Source organism: Salinicoccus jeotgali (assembly GCF_055379195.1).
On the sequence record NZ_AP043830.1, the window covers coordinates 1483839 to 1498624 of the forward strand.

A 14786-nucleotide genomic window follows, 5' to 3' on the forward strand; every position below is an offset into this window, starting at 1 on the left:
AAGCCCATCATATGATGGGCTTTACGATTTCTTATGGGAATCTCGGGAATTGTCCGAAATCAGGCTTTCTTTTTTCTTTGAATGCTTCGCGTCCTTCTTTTGCTTCATCAGTGGTGTAATAAAGGAGTGTCGCATCCCCAGCCATCTGCTGAATACCCGCCAAACCGTCTGTGTCAGCGTTCATTCCAGCTTTTAGCAGGCGTAGTGCTGTCGGGGAGTGCTCGAGCATTTCCTGACACCACTGGACTGTTTCGTCTTCTAGCTGTTCAAGCGGCACTACAGTATTGACGAGTCCCATATCGAGGGCTTCCTGGGCATCGTACTGACGGCACAAGTACCAGATTTCTCTCGCTTTCTTATGGCCGACGATGCGTGCAAGGTAACCGGAACCGTAACCTGCATCAAATGAACCGACTTTCGGGCCTGTCTGGCCAAAGCGTGCATTATCTGCTGCAATAGTCAGGTCGCACACCACGTGCAGAACATGTCCACCACCGATTGCGTAGCCTGAAACCATCGCCACTACCGGCTTCGGAATGACCCGGATGAGTCGCTGCAGATCGAGTACGTTCAATCTTGGAACGTTGTCTTCCCCTACATAACCACCGTGTCCGCGTACTTTTTGGTCGCCGCCTGAGCAGAATGCCATATCGCCTTCCCCAGCCAGCACGATGACACCGATTTTTTCATCGTCCCGCGCTCTAGTGAATGCATCAATCATTTCATTTACTGTCAGTGGTGTAAAAGCATTGCGTACTTCAGGACGATTGATTGTCACTTTAGCGATGCCATTATAATATTCATATTTAATTTCTTCATATTCGCGAATCGTTTGCCATTCTCTTGCCATCATTCATTCCTCCTGATAAATAGTCTAATAGTAGTATACCAAACTTCGGGCCTGCTTCCATATGAATATTATGCCCTGCCCCATCTATGATCTCCAGTCGGGCATCAGGCATATGCAGAGACATGCGAGTATTGATATCGATGAATTTCTGGTCCTTACTGCCTACCGCCAAAAGAATCGGCATGTGGAGCCGGGATAATTTTGTCCAGTAGGAAGGTTGCACCCCGGTCCCATATTTCAACAGGCTGTCAGCCACTTCCTCCGGTTTTTGGGCCAACCGGTTTTCACGCTGTCTGGCCTGGTCATCACGGGTCATTGTTGCTTGACTCGAAAAGAGGGGCAGCATTTCCCATTGTGAGATAAAGGCGGGATAATCCCGTAATATTTCATCAGCACGACTTTGATCCACCTGTCGGCGTATAGCACGATCTTCCTTGGAAGCTATGCCCGGTGAAGTGCTTTCCAATATCAGCCGCTTCACATAACCCGGGTGGTTGATTGCGAATGACAGCGCCACACGCCCGCCCATCGAATAGCCGTAGATATCCGCTTGGGTAATTGAGAGTGACTCAAGCATCCCAGCCAAAGCATTCGCGATTGTTTCGATACCGTAGTCTTGTCCTATGCTCTTTGATTGCCCAAACCCTGGCAAGTCTACAGTGATGATGTTGCGGATGCCATCGAGCTCGGTCGATATCTGTGCCATGCTCGACTTATCCGAGAGGAAGCCGTGCAGGATCACTATAGTTTCTGTTTTACCGTTATCTTCAAAATGATAATTAAGTTCCATAAGATTGGATCATCTCCTGCACCTTGAACCGCAGTTGTTGATGACTCTCCACGTTAGCATCTCTATCCGTCCTGATTTCCATGATATTCCGGCCAGCTGCCGACATATCATCTTCAGTGATTGCCTCTGCCGCCTCCACCAATCGGTAGTTAAAACCGTACATGGCAGCAGCGTGTGAGAAATCGATGCTGATCGGCGTACCGAAAAGGCGTTCATAGTGGGTGGCTTCCTGCTTTTGGGGCAGGAAGCCAAAGATACCGCCACCATTATTATTGAAGACGATGATGTTGATGTCGATCGATTCAAGCTTTGATATGAGCAATCCGTTCATATCATGGTAAAGGGCAATATCACCAATGATCAGAGTGACTGGTGTCTTTGTAGCCATACCTAAAGCGGTCGAAACGACACCGTCTATGCCATTCGCGCCCCTATTGGCTAAGATCTTGTGGCGATTGCCAACATCATACCGTTCAACATCCCGTATCGGCATGCTGCTGGAAACGAACAGTGTGCGGTCCTCCGGCAATCGTTCAAGCATCTCGTACATGAATCTGCCTTCATCTTTATAATCCGGCATCTGCGTCATGATGTAGTCACGGATGGCAGCATCGACCCCAGCGAACCACCCTTTGACGGTGGAGCTTCCCCCTTCAAAATCCATGGAACGGAGTATGTGTCCGATAGAACCGACAAATACCCTTTCCGGCGTTTTCGGATAAGTCTTCAACTGTTGATGCTCACTGATCAGATATTGTGGGATGGATGTCTGGGACAAGAAGCTGTTGAGTGCCTTTGAAGTGAATGGATCGCCGATTCTGATAATGAAGTCGACTTCATTATCAAGCCAAGCCTTCTGCTCTTCAGAAAGGCTGCCGAACAGAAGATCATGGTGTGTGACTGTCGCAGCCTTCATTCTTATATGTTGCCTCGGATCGGTGATGACCGTCAGCCCCTTGTTCTCCATCAACGGTAAAAGACCCTCGAGATCTTCGATGGTCTCCCCTATGAAGACGATGCCACTTCCTTTAAAGGTGAAGCTTGGCACTGGCCCTGTAATCTGGGCAGGAGGCTCCGATCTACTCCTGAAAAAGAGGTCTGTTCGCGTCAAATCAGGCATCAATGGCTCGCGGATGGGTACATTGATATGAATAGGGCCCCGATTGGCACCAAAAAAGTATTGGGCTCCCTGGAGTACCTTGGCTTCCAATAAGTTCTGACTGCTCAAATGACCATCAGCAATCGGCAACTCCGTATAGTATTTCGTATAGTTGCGGTACATATCTTCCTGACTGATCGACTGCGGTGCCCCGACATCCCTCAGCTCATGTGGCCGATCTGCCGTCAAGGCAACGAGCGGCACATGGCTGAGGCCTGCTTCTGCGATTGCCGGCGTATAGTTTGCAGCCGCTGTACCTGATGTACAGATCAAAGCCACAGGTTCACTTGAATATTTGGCGATTCCAAGCGCAAAAAAAGCCGCGCTCCGTTCATCCGGGTGGACATGCGTCTTCATGCCCGGGTGCATTTCTGCTCCGATGGCCAGAGGTGTCGAGCGCGAGCCTGGGCTGATGACGCATTCGCTGACGCCTTGGGCATATAGCAGGTCAATCAGAGTAAAGACTTGATATGTCATATTGTCTTTATGATCTTTAGTCATCACTCCGGTTCCACCCCCAGCACATTCAGCATCGGGGTGAATTTAATCCGGGTCTCCTCATGCTCCTTCTCACTGGAAGACCCTCTGACTATTCCACAGCCCGCAAACAGCGTGGCGCTTTTCGAATTAAGGAGCATTGATCTTATGGAAACGACAAATTCGCTGTCGTCATTTTCATGGATCATACCAAGCGGTGCCGCATACAACCCCCGAGTACCGTATTCATTTTCCATGATGTAATCCCGCGCCTTATCTTTCGGCATCCCTCCAACAGCAGGAGTCGGATGAATGGCATCAAGTAGTGCAAATAAACTCGCATCTTCAGCAAGTTTTGCACTGATCGGTGTATGGAGATGATAGATGTACCTATTTGACAGTATGGCCGGACCTTCAGCAAATTCGATATCCTCTGTATATGGCTCCAGATTCTGGACAATCGATTCCCGGACCAATTCATGCTCGTAACGGTTCTTCTCATCATTCAGAAGGAACGCCTTCTGCTGCTCATCAGTCGCTTCTACACCCGTGCGCTCTGCCGAACCGGCAATCGCATTAGTACGGAGCACGCCGTCCTTGATGTCAAAAAGCTTCTCTGGGGATTTGGAGATGAAGATCGACTGACCCTTTTCGTAATATATCGTATAAGTGCCCGATTCATCATTCAACCTATCCAGGAGGTAGAGCGGATCAGCCTGCGCCTTGAATGTCAGCAACCTCTGCCTGGCAAGTACAATTTTCCTGAAGTCGGTGTCGTCCAGGACCCCAAGCGCCTCATCCACTAACGCCTTCCACTCTTCCGGGAAGATATCTTTCATCATATGGACTTCGGGCGCCTGAGCTGGTTCTGGAGTGATGGCTCCAATCTCCCGAAGCTTGTCGCTGATATCTATAAGGATCTCATCAAGATCCACTTCGTCTGTCCTTACCGTATAGAACAACTCACTATTCGCCAAGTCAAACTGCCACTTCGGCAGATGGAATTCCACCATGCCGAAATCGTTCCATTCGTCCGTCGTGTCCTTATCATCAAAGCGTGTACCTCCGAACAGACCTAAAGAAGAAGCCATCCCATCCTTCACAGCCACTTGCTGGATTTTTTGAAATAGAGATGTCTTCTGCTCCTCAAGGACTTCCGCCGAATACTTATCCCGCTTTATGCTTTCCTGGAATTTGATGCCTATGGAATCATAGCGGCCATCCTTCGAACGGAACCAATATCTGGACCCTTGTGCATCATGGAAATGCGAAAATATCTTCCGCTCATTTAAATCAAATCCGTCAATTGGCATTTGCAGACTCAAGTACTTTTTATCAGTATCAAGTTTGAGGTCATCCAGAATACGCTGGTAAGCTTCCAAATTCATTGCTACACACTTCTTTCTGCATAATTAATACCATTTTATCATTTATTTATTTCCCTGTGTATGATAACAGGTTAATTGTGATAAAATTGTTATCATCATAGATACAAAGGAAGATAAAAAATGCAAGGAACAGATACACATACTGGGATAAGGAAATATATAAGCCTGACACGGCCACATACGCTGACCGCCGGCTTCATCCCCGTGCTTGTGGGTACTGCAAGCGTATTGTTATTCTCGTCGATCAGATGGGATATGTTTTTCGCCATGCTGATCGCAACACTCCTCATACAGTCTGCAACCAATATGTTCAACGAGTACTTCGACTTCAAAAAAGGACTGGACAGTGAGGATTCGGTCGGCATTGCAGGTGCCATCGTCAGGAACGGTATGTCCCCGCGCATCGTCATGACCATTGCAGTCATATTTTATGCCCTTGCTGCAGTGATCGGCATATACATCACCGTCAACAGCTCGGTATGGGTGCTCATAGCCGGCATCATATCGATGGCCGTCGGCTACCTTTACACCGGCGGCCCGTTCCCCATATCATGGACACCGTTCGGTGAAGTGTTTGCGGGGTTCTTTATGGGTACCGTCATCATCATGATCACCTTCTACATCCATACGGGTATATTGCACATCTTCCCGTTTCTCATCTCGATTCCTGTAGCCATCACAATCGGACTTCTGAACATGGCGAACAACATAAGGGATCGTAAAAAGGATAAGGAAAGTGGCCGTAAGACCTTCGTCATATTGGTCGGCAAACCGTTAGCCGTCATGACTACCGGAGTGCTGTTGGCATTCGCCTACCTGTTCATCACATGGATAGCGATATTCAAACCTTACGGCTCCCTATTTATGCTGCTCACCTTCCTCTCCATACCACAGTTCATAAAGACCGTGAAGTTGATGTGGCAGGGAGACACGCCGCAGGAATTGATTCCCGCGATGGCAGCTATGGGCAAATTGAATTCGATCTTCGGCATCTTATTGACATTGGGTCTTGTCCTCTATGGATTGACGGGAATCTAGAAACTCCGGCACTTATGCCGGAGTTTTTATTTTATCGATACATATCCAACTTGAAGGATGCCCTTTTAAAACCTTCACTATATGCGAGTATGTTGTTTTAAATATTTATTTATTTCAATAACCGAAATAATATTGATTATTCCGTATAGTATACTATAATTAACCTGTATCTAATTAATAGGGGGAAATAAAATGAGTCTAAGAAAGTACCTGCTTACGGGTGGCCTTTCTGCTGTACTGCTCCTTGGAGCCTGCAGCGATGATGGCGGTTCTGACGAGGGGCAAGCAGAAGACGAAGCAACGGGGGAAGAATCAAGCGGTGAGGCCTCTGATGAATCAAATGAAAACGGATCATCTGAAGAGGGTGCAGTTTCATACTCCGGAGAATATGGGGATTATGCATTCAATGAATTCAGTCAATTCACCATCGAGCCAGAAGAGAACGAAGAAGAGTCGACTGAAGAAGGTGCCGAAGAACCCCAACCTTCAGAAGTTGTAGTCATAGAATTCGAATTCACGAATAACTCCGAAGTCCCGACTGCACCACAAGAAGCATTTGGTCTGGATCTTGCGGTAAGACAAGTAGCTGAAGGAAGTGAATCGACACTTGAAAATATGACCACAAGCCTTCCGGAAGATTTCGAAATGAGTGAAGAGGCGGCAGCCGCCACCGAGACAGTCGAGCCTGGAGAGAGTGCTACAGCCGTACTAGCTTATGGATCAGTCGACCCGGAACTTGAAACAGTTCTCCAAAGCCGTGAAAATCCGATGGCAGAAGAGCAGTCGGAACCACTTGACCATAAGATAGAACTTGAAAAATCCGAATGATGAGTAAAATAATATAAAAATGCTTCAGGCATTTTAATCCGGCCCCCAGAATATACAATTTTGGGGGCCGGTGATTTTATCCATTCTTACTAAAGGAGTCTCCGCGATGATTATAACTACCGGCGGCAGAACGGATGAACAGACCGTTTTGTACGCATATTCCCTTGCCGATAAATATGATGCCCCCTATATCAAGCGTTCGAAGAGATCGATTGAAACCCTAAAGAGGCATTATCATCAGGATGTCGTGGTCGTCAGCAGGAGCGGAATCATCATCCATCCGTTCCCTCAAATCGAGCCGATTCATTTCCATCCCAATATGGCGATGGTAAGGGCCAAAAGAATATTGGAAGGGAAAGCCGATCCTTTCATCAAAACAGCTGGTCTGGAATCTGGCATGCATGTACTCGACTGTACAATGGGACTCGCTGCCGACAGTTTGATTGCCAGCCTTGCTGTAGGCGATGATGGGCGGGTAACCGCGCTCGAAAGCGATCCACTCCTCTACTTGGCCGTATCAGAAGGCCTCAAGCACTTTACCACGCAACACGTAGAAATCAGAGAGGCGATGAGTCGAATAGAAGCACTGCACGCCGTGCACCACGAATTCCTACAGAGGCAGGAAGACAATTCTTTTGACGTCATCTACTTCGATCCGATGTTCACCGAAACCGTCGAAACATCAGATGCAATGCAGGTTATTCATGAACAGACAGATAAATCGGATTTGTCACTTGATACCATCACTGAAGCCAGACGCGTCGCCAGAGAACGCATAGTCATGAAAGACCACTGGCAGAGCAGCCGGTTTCATGACTTGGGTTTCGTTCAAGAGAAAAGACCTTCCAGCCTTTTTCATTATGGCTATATCAACATAGATCTTAGCGAATGATATCGCTTATGTATGCGTTTCATCATGCAACATAGAGGAAAGAATAGAGCGTATTAGACTACTTGCCAGCAGGAGATTTCCAATGGAAATTCAATGCAATCATCCGCTTGAAACGCTGCAGCAATGCATGACCGAGCGCAACTGCTGCTTCGATGCCTGTCTTAAGGAAGACGATGTCAAGATGATGGCGGAATGCATACGACTCGACAGGGAATGCGCCGATATGTGCGGGTACTTGGAACAGGCCATCTCCAGAATTTCTCCATTCATCAAAGCACTTGCAGTAGTATGTGCCTCAATGTGTGATGCGTACGACGAAGAATGCGAAAAAAAGACCATGAACATTGCCAAAGATGTGGAAAAACATGTGCTGAATATGCAGAGGCGCATAATTCGGCTTTGTCCAATAAGCCCTGTCACTTGAGATGGGACTTAATTCATTGTTTGCCATCCTGGATTCTACAGTTTGATGCTTAAAATTTTGCAGCTCGATAGGAGGGTCGTCCTGATGGAAAAAAAGCATTACAAGAAGCTGGTACTGCTGCTGGCATCCGTCTCCTTCTTTCTGGTTTCCTGTATTACACCGCCTACATCAGAACTGTTGGAAGATCCCTCACCCAGACAAAATCTATCCGGCACCTCAAATAATGTTTCCCTTTCCCTCGATAAAACTACATACGACCTACCCATGCAGACAATGACACTTCACCTCCATAATGCTGGTGATACCGTGTATACATACGGTGAGTTCTTCTATATAGAAAAGCAATTCGAAGATAAATGGCATATGCTGGAAATAGAGGACTCCGTCTTTGACGACTTCACCTCATTCGATAACTACGGCAGTCGACTTGGACCGGAAGACAAAGCAGATATTACAGTGATCTTGGATGATTATGGACTAACATTCGACGTGGGTACATACAGAATCGTCAAGGCGTTCAGTGATGAGGACACGGGAGAGACTACTTGGCTTGCGGCCGAGTTTGAAATCATTGACTGATTGTTTCAAAAGCAAAAAACCCTCCCGTAGAAATTTTATCTGCGGGAGGGTTTTGGATTATCTTACATATTCGAAGATGCCTGCTGCGCCCATGCCGACTCCAATGCACATGGTGACCATGCCATATTTCGAATCGGTTCTGCGTTTCATTTCCGACAACAGTCGTGCCGTCAGCATTGCACCAGAAGCGCCTAGCGGATGTCCAAGCGATATCGCACCGCCGTTTACATTCGTCTTATCGATGTCCAAGCCAGTTTTACGGATCGAGGCGACGGTCTGAGAAGCAAATGCTTCATTCAATTCCACCAGGTCCATATCCTCAACTGATAGGTCGGCCTGCTCCAGCACTTCAGGAATGGCATATGCCGGACCAATCCCCATTATTTTAGGGTCGACGCCTACAGCTTTGAACCCGACGAACCTCGCGATTGGTGTCACCCCGAGCTCCTTCACCTTATCACCTGACATCAGAACGACGAACCCGGTACCATCGGTCAATGGCGCTGATGTACCTGCAGTCACTGTACCATCTGCCTTGAATACTGTACGCAGTTTCGCCAGTCCCTCCATTGTAGTGTCCGGTCGTATATGTTCATCCGTTTTAAACTCTTCCTTAGTGACGACGGGACCATTCTTGTCATAAGATACTCTTGTCACATCAATCGGGATAATTTCATCTTCAAAACGGCCCGCATCTAGTGCCGCCTTGGCACGCTGGTGGCTCTGCACCGCGTAAGCATCCTGATCTTCCCGGGAGACCTCGAACTCCTCAGCCACCATCTCTGCGGTCAGTCCCATCGGATAGGAGACGCCTGAGTCTGCATCTTGAAGAATGGGACTGTTCGTAGGCTCATTCCCACCCATCGGTACAGCGCTCATCAGCTCAATTCCACCTGCCGCCAGGACATCTGCCTGGCCTGCCTGAATCTGATTTGCTGCAATCGCAATCGTTTGAAGCCCCGATGAACAGTAGCGATTTACAGTCTGTCCCGGTACACTGTTTGGCATTCCCGCAAGCAATGCAATGGAACGGGCTATATTTTGCCCCTGTAGTCCTTCTGGAAAAGCATTGCCCACTATGACATCTTCAACCATGGAAGATTCAAATCCTCCATCCACACGTTTCAGCACGCCTTTAAGTACTTGTGCCGCTATTTCATCTGGCCTATCGTGGAACATCGCGCCGTTTTTAGCTCTGCCTGCAGCAGAACGGCCATAAGCCACTATATATGCTTCCTGCATTAAGACTCATCCTTTCTTTTTAGCCGATCCATTAATTGCGTAGTGGTTTCCCTGTTTCAAGCATATGACTGATTCTTGCATGCGTCTTTTCATTTTGGAGCAGGCTCAAGAAACGCTCGCGCTCCAGTTTCTGGATATACCTTTGATTTACATAGGTGTTTCGCGGTAGATTTCCACCTGCCAATGCTTCTCCAATTTTCAAAGTAATCTCATGATCATAGTCGCTGATGAAATGACCGAGACGCTGTGCATCAAGTTGACCTTTGACAAGTGCAATGAAATCCCGACCTAAGGCGATGTACTGCCCTTTTGTCTTAGGTATATAATTGGTTTTGGCTTCAAATCGCGCTTTTTCAAGCGCCACTTCAATACGCTTTTCTGAATTAAGCAGTATGGAATCTGTATCTCTCAAGTAACCATACCTTTTCGCTTCATAAGCATTTGTCGAAACTTTAGCCAGGCCGATATTCATCAGTACTTCCGTCATCAATTCCTGTTTGTCATTTTGTTTATGGGATGTACTTAATATACGATCTGCCATTTCAGCGAGTCCACCACCACTCGGTAATAGACCAACCCCGGTTTCCACCATACCCATATAAGTTTCGCTTGCAGCTACGACGAACGGTGAATGCAGCACCAGCTCACACCCACCACCAAGCGCCTTGCCCTGGACAGCGGTTACAACCGGCTTCAATGCATATTTTAAGCGGCTGAAGCTTTTATGGAGCTGATCTATGGCTGGGCCGACCAGATCATCCACCTGCTTCATTTCATGTGCTTTCTTCATCATATATAGATTTGCCCCTACGCTGAAGTTCCGGCCGTCTGCATAGATGACCATACTTGAGAAATCCTCAGTTTCGAGCAAGTCTATGGCTTCGATCAGATCGCTTGAAAAACCATCTGAGATGATATTGTTGGCACTTTGCAGCTTCAACAACAACTGATCGGAATGGGCTACCGAGAGATTGGAATCTTCCCGGTCCCATATCTGACTGTCTATAAACGATGCCACTGGAGTTATCCGTTCAATGGTCTCGCCTGCTTCATAGAATTCTGAAGCACGTTTCTCGATCCAATCAGGTAATTCTTCAAGTTCTTCCTTCATGCGGTTTTTAACGCGATCGAATCCCATAAGATCCCAGAGCTGGAACGGCCCCTTCTTCCAGTTGAACCCCCATACAAGCGCCCGGTCTATATCTTTATAGTCAGAAGCCGCTTTCGGTACGTTCAAAGCAGAATAATAGAAGTTGTTTCTGAGTGTCTCCCACATGAACAGCCCCGCTTCATCTTGAGCATTGAATATTACATCCATGTTCGCTTTCAGATCTTTGCTGAACTGCCCCAGGATTTCAAACTGTGGTTGCTGTTGGGAGACATAATCATTCTGTTCCGGGTCGAAGACGAGAATCTCTTTTTTGTCCTTTTTGTAGAAGCCCTGCTTGGTCTTCCTGCCGAGTGCACCCTGTCCGACTAGTTTTTCGGCTACTTTGGTGTCATGGAAAAATTCTTTTTCCTCAGGAATCTGCTGCAGTCCTTTAGTTACAGTGACTGCAATGTCCAATCCGACCAAATCGCTCAACCCGTAGGTCCCCGTACTCGGTCTGCCGATGCTGCGCCCTGTCAGAGCATCCGTTTCGGTAATCGACATACCTTGGGTTTCAGCCCGGTGCATGATGTCATTCATCGTCTGTGTGCCAACCCGGTTAGCGACAAATCCTGGAACATCATTAGCAATCACTACACCTTTACCGAGCTTATCTTCAGCGAAGGCTTGCGCTTTATCGACCGATTGTTCAGAAGTGTCTTCAAGCGGAATGATTTCCACAAGCTTCATTATCCTTGGCGGATTAAAGAAATGCATTCCAAAGAATCTTCTGCGTTCTTCTTCACCCAATACTTTTGCGATATAAGCAATCGGTATGCCGGAAGTATTCGTTGCAAATAGTGCGTTATCTTTTGCAACACCCTTCACCTTATTCCACACTTCATGTTTAATCTCCAACTCTTCCTTAACAGCTTCGATGAAGATATCCGAATCATCCTGCCCCTTCAAGTCATCTTCAAAGTTGCCGTAGGACAAGTTTGATGCAAAATCCAGGTCGAACAGCTGTGGACGCTTTTTATCTGTTATCATCTCATATGCTTTTTTTGAAATCTTGTTGCGATCCTTGTCATCCGCCACTATATCCAATAATTTCACTTTCAAGCCGGCATTGACGAGCAGTGCAGCAATCTGACTGCCCATTACCCCAGCACCTAGAACGGTTGCTTTTCTTATCGTCATGGAAATACCCTCCAAATTATTTGATCTCCGATGTACTTTTGCCCTACGGACTTTAGATGAATGCAGAGTCGCCGGTCAATGCACGGCCTATCACCAATGCATTTATTTCATGGGTCCCTTCGTATGTGAAGACCGCTTCAGCATCCGAGAAGAACCTGGCGATATCATACTCGGCAAGGATACCATTGCCCCCTGTAATGCCTCTGCCCATAGCCACAGATTCCCTTAGGCGTAACGCGTTCATCATCTTCGCAGTAGAGGTCGCCACTTCGTCGTATTCACCCTTCTCCTGCATACGTGCAAGTTGTGCAGATAAAGTGATTGCCTGCGATAGGTTACCTTGCATCATGGCCAATTTTTCCTGGATCAATTGGTACTTGCTGATTTCCTTGCCGAACTGTTTACGTTTAGTCACATAATCAAGTGTGGCACGCAGTGCCCCTGCCATTGCGCCAGTCGCCATATATGCCACGCCTGCACGTGTCGAATAAAGGATTTTGGCGATGTCTTTGAAGCTGTTGATATTTTGAAGTCGATCTGCCTCTTCCACTACGACATCCTTTAAATGGATGTTGGCATTGGGTACGATCCTGAGTGCAATTTTATTCTCTATGATGTCGATATCGACACCTTCCTGTTCTGGTCGGATGATGAAACCTTTCGGTTTGCCGGTTTCAACATCGACCGCAAACAAAGGGATGACATCTGATACATTCGCTCCCCCAATCCATTTTTTCGCGCCATTTATAATCCATTTGTCACCCTCACGTTTTGCCGTCGTCTCCAATCCTCCCGCCACATCGGATCCGTGCTCCGGTTCAGTCAATGCAAAACACGTTCTGAGTTCATGGGACTGTAGTTTTGGAATATAGTGCGCAACCTGCTCTTTACTCCCTCCAAACAAGAAGGCATTGTGACCAAGTCCTTGATGGACACCAAGCAAAGTCACCAACGATACATCAAACCTGGCTACTGTGTAGGATAGGAAGAACTGGAACATCTGACTTGCCATCCTGGCGCCTTCCCGACCTTCAAACAACAAAGGATTATTGAAATAGTCAAGTTTGCCCATCTCTTCAAAGAATCCCTCTGGAATGGTTGCATTTATCCAATGGTCATTGATGGAATCCCGGTATTTACTCTCAAGCAGGTCGTTCAGTTGCTTTAAAAACTTCACCTCTCCTTCAGTGAGCTCTTTAGACACATTCAGTAGATCTTCTGGATATAGTTCCTTCAATAGTTCATCTTTAGTTGCCATTATATTTCCCCCATCATTTTATGATACCGCTTCCAAAATCGCTGTTGATCGTCTAGTGCACAAGCCCATTCTCCTGTGCTTTTTCGTTCATGAGTTTCTGGATGGCCATCCTGTCCGGTTTTGCAGTCGAGTTCAACGGGATATCCGTCAGTTTCAGATACATCCTCGGAACTTTATAACCTGCTAATCTTTCCCTCATATGTGCGTTCAAGACCTCTTCAAAACCTTCTTCATCCTCCGTCAAGACGACTGCTGCAGAGACCGATTCACCATATTTCGGGTGATCGAAGCCGACTACGATTGATTGCCTCACTAATGGATGCTCGGATAATACAGACTCGACTTCAGACGGCAATACGTTTTCACCACCGGTGATGATTAGTTCTTTCTTACGGTTGACGATGAATATATCGCCATCCTCGTCTTTGCGGGCGAGGTCTCCAGTTAGGAAATAGCCGTTGTGGAATGACTTTTCAGTCAGTTCCGGTCTATTCCAATAGCCTGGTGTTACGTTTTTACCTTTAATCGCCAGTTCCCCTATTTCATTCGTTCCAACTTCATTACAATCATCATCGAGCAGCTTCATATCGACATACATGATCGGCTTACCGATACTCATCGGTTTTCTTTTGGCATTCTCTGGCGTATTGACCATTGCTAGAGGTGCCTCAGTCAGACCATAACCATTAATCAATGTATGGCCCATGCTTTCAAAATGTCTCTGGACAGCTGGTAGCGGAGAGGAGCCTCCCTGGATCAGGAACCTTATATTTTCAAAGTTTTTAATATCAAAGTTGTCCGCAAAAATCATGCCGTAGTACATCGTCGGTATTAATGTGAGGTAATCTGGTTTATGCTCCGCCATCAGATCATTCAACTGTGCCCCATCGTAGTAGCGGTGCAGCACGAGTGTACCCCCTACCATGATTGCCGGAAGTGCGGTGTCATTCAGCCCGAGGACGTGGAACAACGGCGTCGTAAGGATTGTTTTATACGAGGCATTGATCTTATAGGTCAAGGCCGTGTTCACGATATTGCTGATGAATGAATCATATGTGAACATCACTCCTTTAGGGAGTCCAGTCGTGCCGCTTGTATAGATTAGTGCTGCAAGCTCATCACTTTCAACATCGACGGTTTTGAAAGGTCGATGGTTATCAGGGTTGCATATGTCATCATATTCTTTTGAATCGATATTCATATGAAGTAGACCTTCAGGAGTGCCGGTCAGGCTTTCCTTATGCTTTTCTGCATACAAGATTAGTTTGACGCCAGAATCTGAAATGACGCTTTGTATTTCTTTTGGACTCAAACGCCAGTTCATCGGTAGAAATACCGCCCCCATCTTGAATGTCGCGAATAACAGGTCGAATATTGCTACATCGTTGGGCGCAAATATCCCGACTACATCCCCGTGGCCAATACCTTGTTCCCTGAGGTGATTCGCCAAGTTTTCAGCGCGTTTGTCCATATCCTGATAAGACCACTCTGTCCCCTTCAGAGGATCTATTATTGCTGGTTTCACTTCATCATAGTCCGCCCGTGTCTTGATCCAATCATAATTCATGTCT

13 protein-coding genes are annotated in these 14786 nt (G+C 47.0%); 5 read left to right on the forward strand and 8 right to left on the reverse strand.

Annotation, left to right across the window (positions count from 1 at the left end; genetic code table 11):
• Nucleotides 1–31: 31 nt before the first annotated feature.
• Genes menB through ACZ43I_RS07450 form a run of 4 tightly spaced genes read right to left on the reverse strand, consistent with a single transcriptional unit; the run spans nucleotide 32 to nucleotide 4664 of the window.
• Complete coding sequence (gene menB / locus ACZ43I_RS07435; protein ID WP_344702424.1) at nucleotides 32–853, reverse strand: 1,4-dihydroxy-2-naphthoyl-CoA synthase; 822 nt, start codon at nucleotides 851–853, stop codon at nucleotides 32–34.
• On the reverse strand, nucleotides 816–1640 hold the full coding sequence (gene menH / locus ACZ43I_RS07440; protein WP_344702422.1) for a 2-succinyl-6-hydroxy-2,4-cyclohexadiene-1-carboxylate synthase: 825 nt from the start codon (nucleotides 1638–1640) through the stop codon (nucleotides 816–818). The genes menB and menH overlap by 38 nt, the downstream gene beginning before the upstream one ends.
• A complete protein-coding gene (menD, locus tag ACZ43I_RS07445) occupies nucleotides 1630–3300 on the reverse strand; it encodes a 2-succinyl-5-enolpyruvyl-6-hydroxy-3-cyclohexene-1-carboxylic-acid synthase (RefSeq protein WP_344702443.1) in 1671 nt (556 codons plus the stop codon). The genes menH and menD overlap by 11 nt, the downstream gene beginning before the upstream one ends.
• Nucleotides 3300–4664, reverse strand: a complete 1365-nt coding sequence (locus ACZ43I_RS07450; RefSeq protein WP_344702420.1) for an isochorismate synthase — start codon at nucleotides 4662–4664, stop codon at nucleotides 3300–3302. Before ACZ43I_RS07450 ends, menD begins: the two co-directional genes overlap by 1 nt.
• Nucleotides 4665–4784: 120 nt before the next feature.
• Between ACZ43I_RS07450 and ACZ43I_RS07455 the strand changes: the two genes are divergently transcribed.
• The 5 genes from ACZ43I_RS07455 to ACZ43I_RS07475 all read left to right on the forward strand — a co-directional run bounded on the left by ACZ43I_RS07455 (nucleotide 4785) and on the right by ACZ43I_RS07475 (nucleotide 8425).
• Nucleotides 4785–5702, forward strand: coding sequence for a 1,4-dihydroxy-2-naphthoate polyprenyltransferase (locus ACZ43I_RS07455; protein WP_344702418.1), 918 nt, complete (start codon nucleotides 4785–4787; stop codon nucleotides 5700–5702).
• Nucleotides 5703–5894: 192 nt separating this feature from the next.
• The gene (locus ACZ43I_RS07460; RefSeq protein WP_344702416.1) at nucleotides 5895–6530 is read left to right on the forward strand and encodes a DUF5067 domain-containing protein; all 636 of its coding nucleotides are present in this window, start codon (nucleotides 5895–5897) and stop codon (nucleotides 6528–6530) included.
• A gap of 106 nt (nucleotides 6531–6636) precedes the next feature.
• On the forward strand, nucleotides 6637–7422 hold the full coding sequence (locus tag ACZ43I_RS07465) for a class I SAM-dependent methyltransferase (RefSeq protein ID WP_344702414.1): 786 nt from the start codon (nucleotides 6637–6639) through the stop codon (nucleotides 7420–7422).
• Nucleotides 7423–7504: 82 nt separating this feature from the next.
• Nucleotides 7505–7846, forward strand: a complete 342-nt coding sequence (locus tag ACZ43I_RS07470) for a four-helix bundle copper-binding protein (protein ID WP_344702412.1) — start codon at nucleotides 7505–7507, stop codon at nucleotides 7844–7846.
• Nucleotides 7847–7930: 84 nt separating this feature from the next.
• On the forward strand, nucleotides 7931–8425 hold the full coding sequence (locus tag ACZ43I_RS07475) for an immunoglobulin-like domain-containing protein (RefSeq protein WP_344702410.1): 495 nt from the start codon (nucleotides 7931–7933) through the stop codon (nucleotides 8423–8425).
• Nucleotides 8426–8482: 57 nt separating this feature from the next.
• Here ACZ43I_RS07475 and ACZ43I_RS07480 read toward each other — a convergent pair whose 3' ends face one another.
• Genes ACZ43I_RS07480 through fadD form a run of 4 tightly spaced genes read right to left on the reverse strand, consistent with a single transcriptional unit; the run spans nucleotide 8483 to nucleotide 14782 of the window.
• A complete protein-coding gene (locus ACZ43I_RS07480) occupies nucleotides 8483–9667 on the reverse strand; it encodes a thiolase family protein (RefSeq protein ID WP_344702408.1) in 1185 nt (394 codons plus the stop codon).
• Between the two features lie 31 nt (nucleotides 9668–9698).
• Nucleotides 9699–11957 carry a 3-hydroxyacyl-CoA dehydrogenase/crotonase FadB gene (gene fadB, locus ACZ43I_RS07485; protein WP_344702406.1) on the reverse strand — a complete coding sequence of 753 codons (2259 nt, stop codon included), beginning with the start codon at nucleotides 11955–11957 and terminating at the stop codon, nucleotides 9699–9701.
• Between the two features lie 52 nt (nucleotides 11958–12009).
• Nucleotides 12010–13215 carry an acyl-CoA dehydrogenase FadE gene (gene fadE / locus ACZ43I_RS07490; protein WP_425568355.1) on the reverse strand — a complete coding sequence of 402 codons (1206 nt, stop codon included), beginning with the start codon at nucleotides 13213–13215 and terminating at the stop codon, nucleotides 12010–12012.
• 52 nt (nucleotides 13216–13267) lie between these two features.
• Entirely contained in the window at nucleotides 13268–14782 is a 1515-nt protein-coding gene (fadD, locus tag ACZ43I_RS07495) for a long-chain-fatty-acid--CoA ligase FadD (RefSeq protein ID WP_344702404.1), read from the reverse strand.
• Nucleotides 14783–14786 lie beyond the last annotated feature (4 nt).

Coding starts and splice junctions, on each gene's coding strand:
- menB (WP_344702424.1), bottom strand. CDS start 853: ATGATGGCAAGAGAATGGCAAACGATTCGCGAATATGAAGAAATTAAA.
- menH (WP_344702422.1), bottom strand. CDS start 1,640: ATGGAACTTAATTATCATTTTGAAGATAACGGTAAAACAGAAACTATA.
- menD (WP_344702443.1), bottom strand. CDS start 3,300: ATGACTAAAGATCATAAAGACAATATGACATATCAAGTCTTTACTCTG.
- ACZ43I_RS07450 (WP_344702420.1), bottom strand. CDS start 4,664: ATGAATTTGGAAGCTTACCAGCGTATTCTGGATGACCTCAAACTTGAT.
- ACZ43I_RS07455 (WP_344702418.1), top strand. CDS start 4,785: ATGCAAGGAACAGATACACATACTGGGATAAGGAAATATATAAGCCTG.
- ACZ43I_RS07460 (WP_344702416.1), top strand. CDS start 5,895: ATGAGTCTAAGAAAGTACCTGCTTACGGGTGGCCTTTCTGCTGTACTG.
- ACZ43I_RS07465 (WP_344702414.1), top strand. CDS start 6,637: ATGATTATAACTACCGGCGGCAGAACGGATGAACAGACCGTTTTGTAC.
- ACZ43I_RS07470 (WP_344702412.1), top strand. CDS start 7,505: ATGGAAATTCAATGCAATCATCCGCTTGAAACGCTGCAGCAATGCATG.
- ACZ43I_RS07475 (WP_344702410.1), top strand. CDS start 7,931: ATGGAAAAAAAGCATTACAAGAAGCTGGTACTGCTGCTGGCATCCGTC.
- ACZ43I_RS07480 (WP_344702408.1), bottom strand. CDS start 9,667: ATGCAGGAAGCATATATAGTGGCTTATGGCCGTTCTGCTGCAGGCAGA.
- fadB (WP_344702406.1), bottom strand. CDS start 11,957: ATGACGATAAGAAAAGCAACCGTTCTAGGTGCTGGGGTAATGGGCAGT.
- fadE (WP_425568355.1), bottom strand. CDS start 13,215: ATGGCAACTAAAGATGAACTATTGAAGGAACTATATCCAGAAGATCTA.
- fadD (WP_344702404.1), bottom strand. CDS start 14,782: ATGAATTATGATTGGATCAAGACACGGGCGGACTATGATGAAGTGAAA.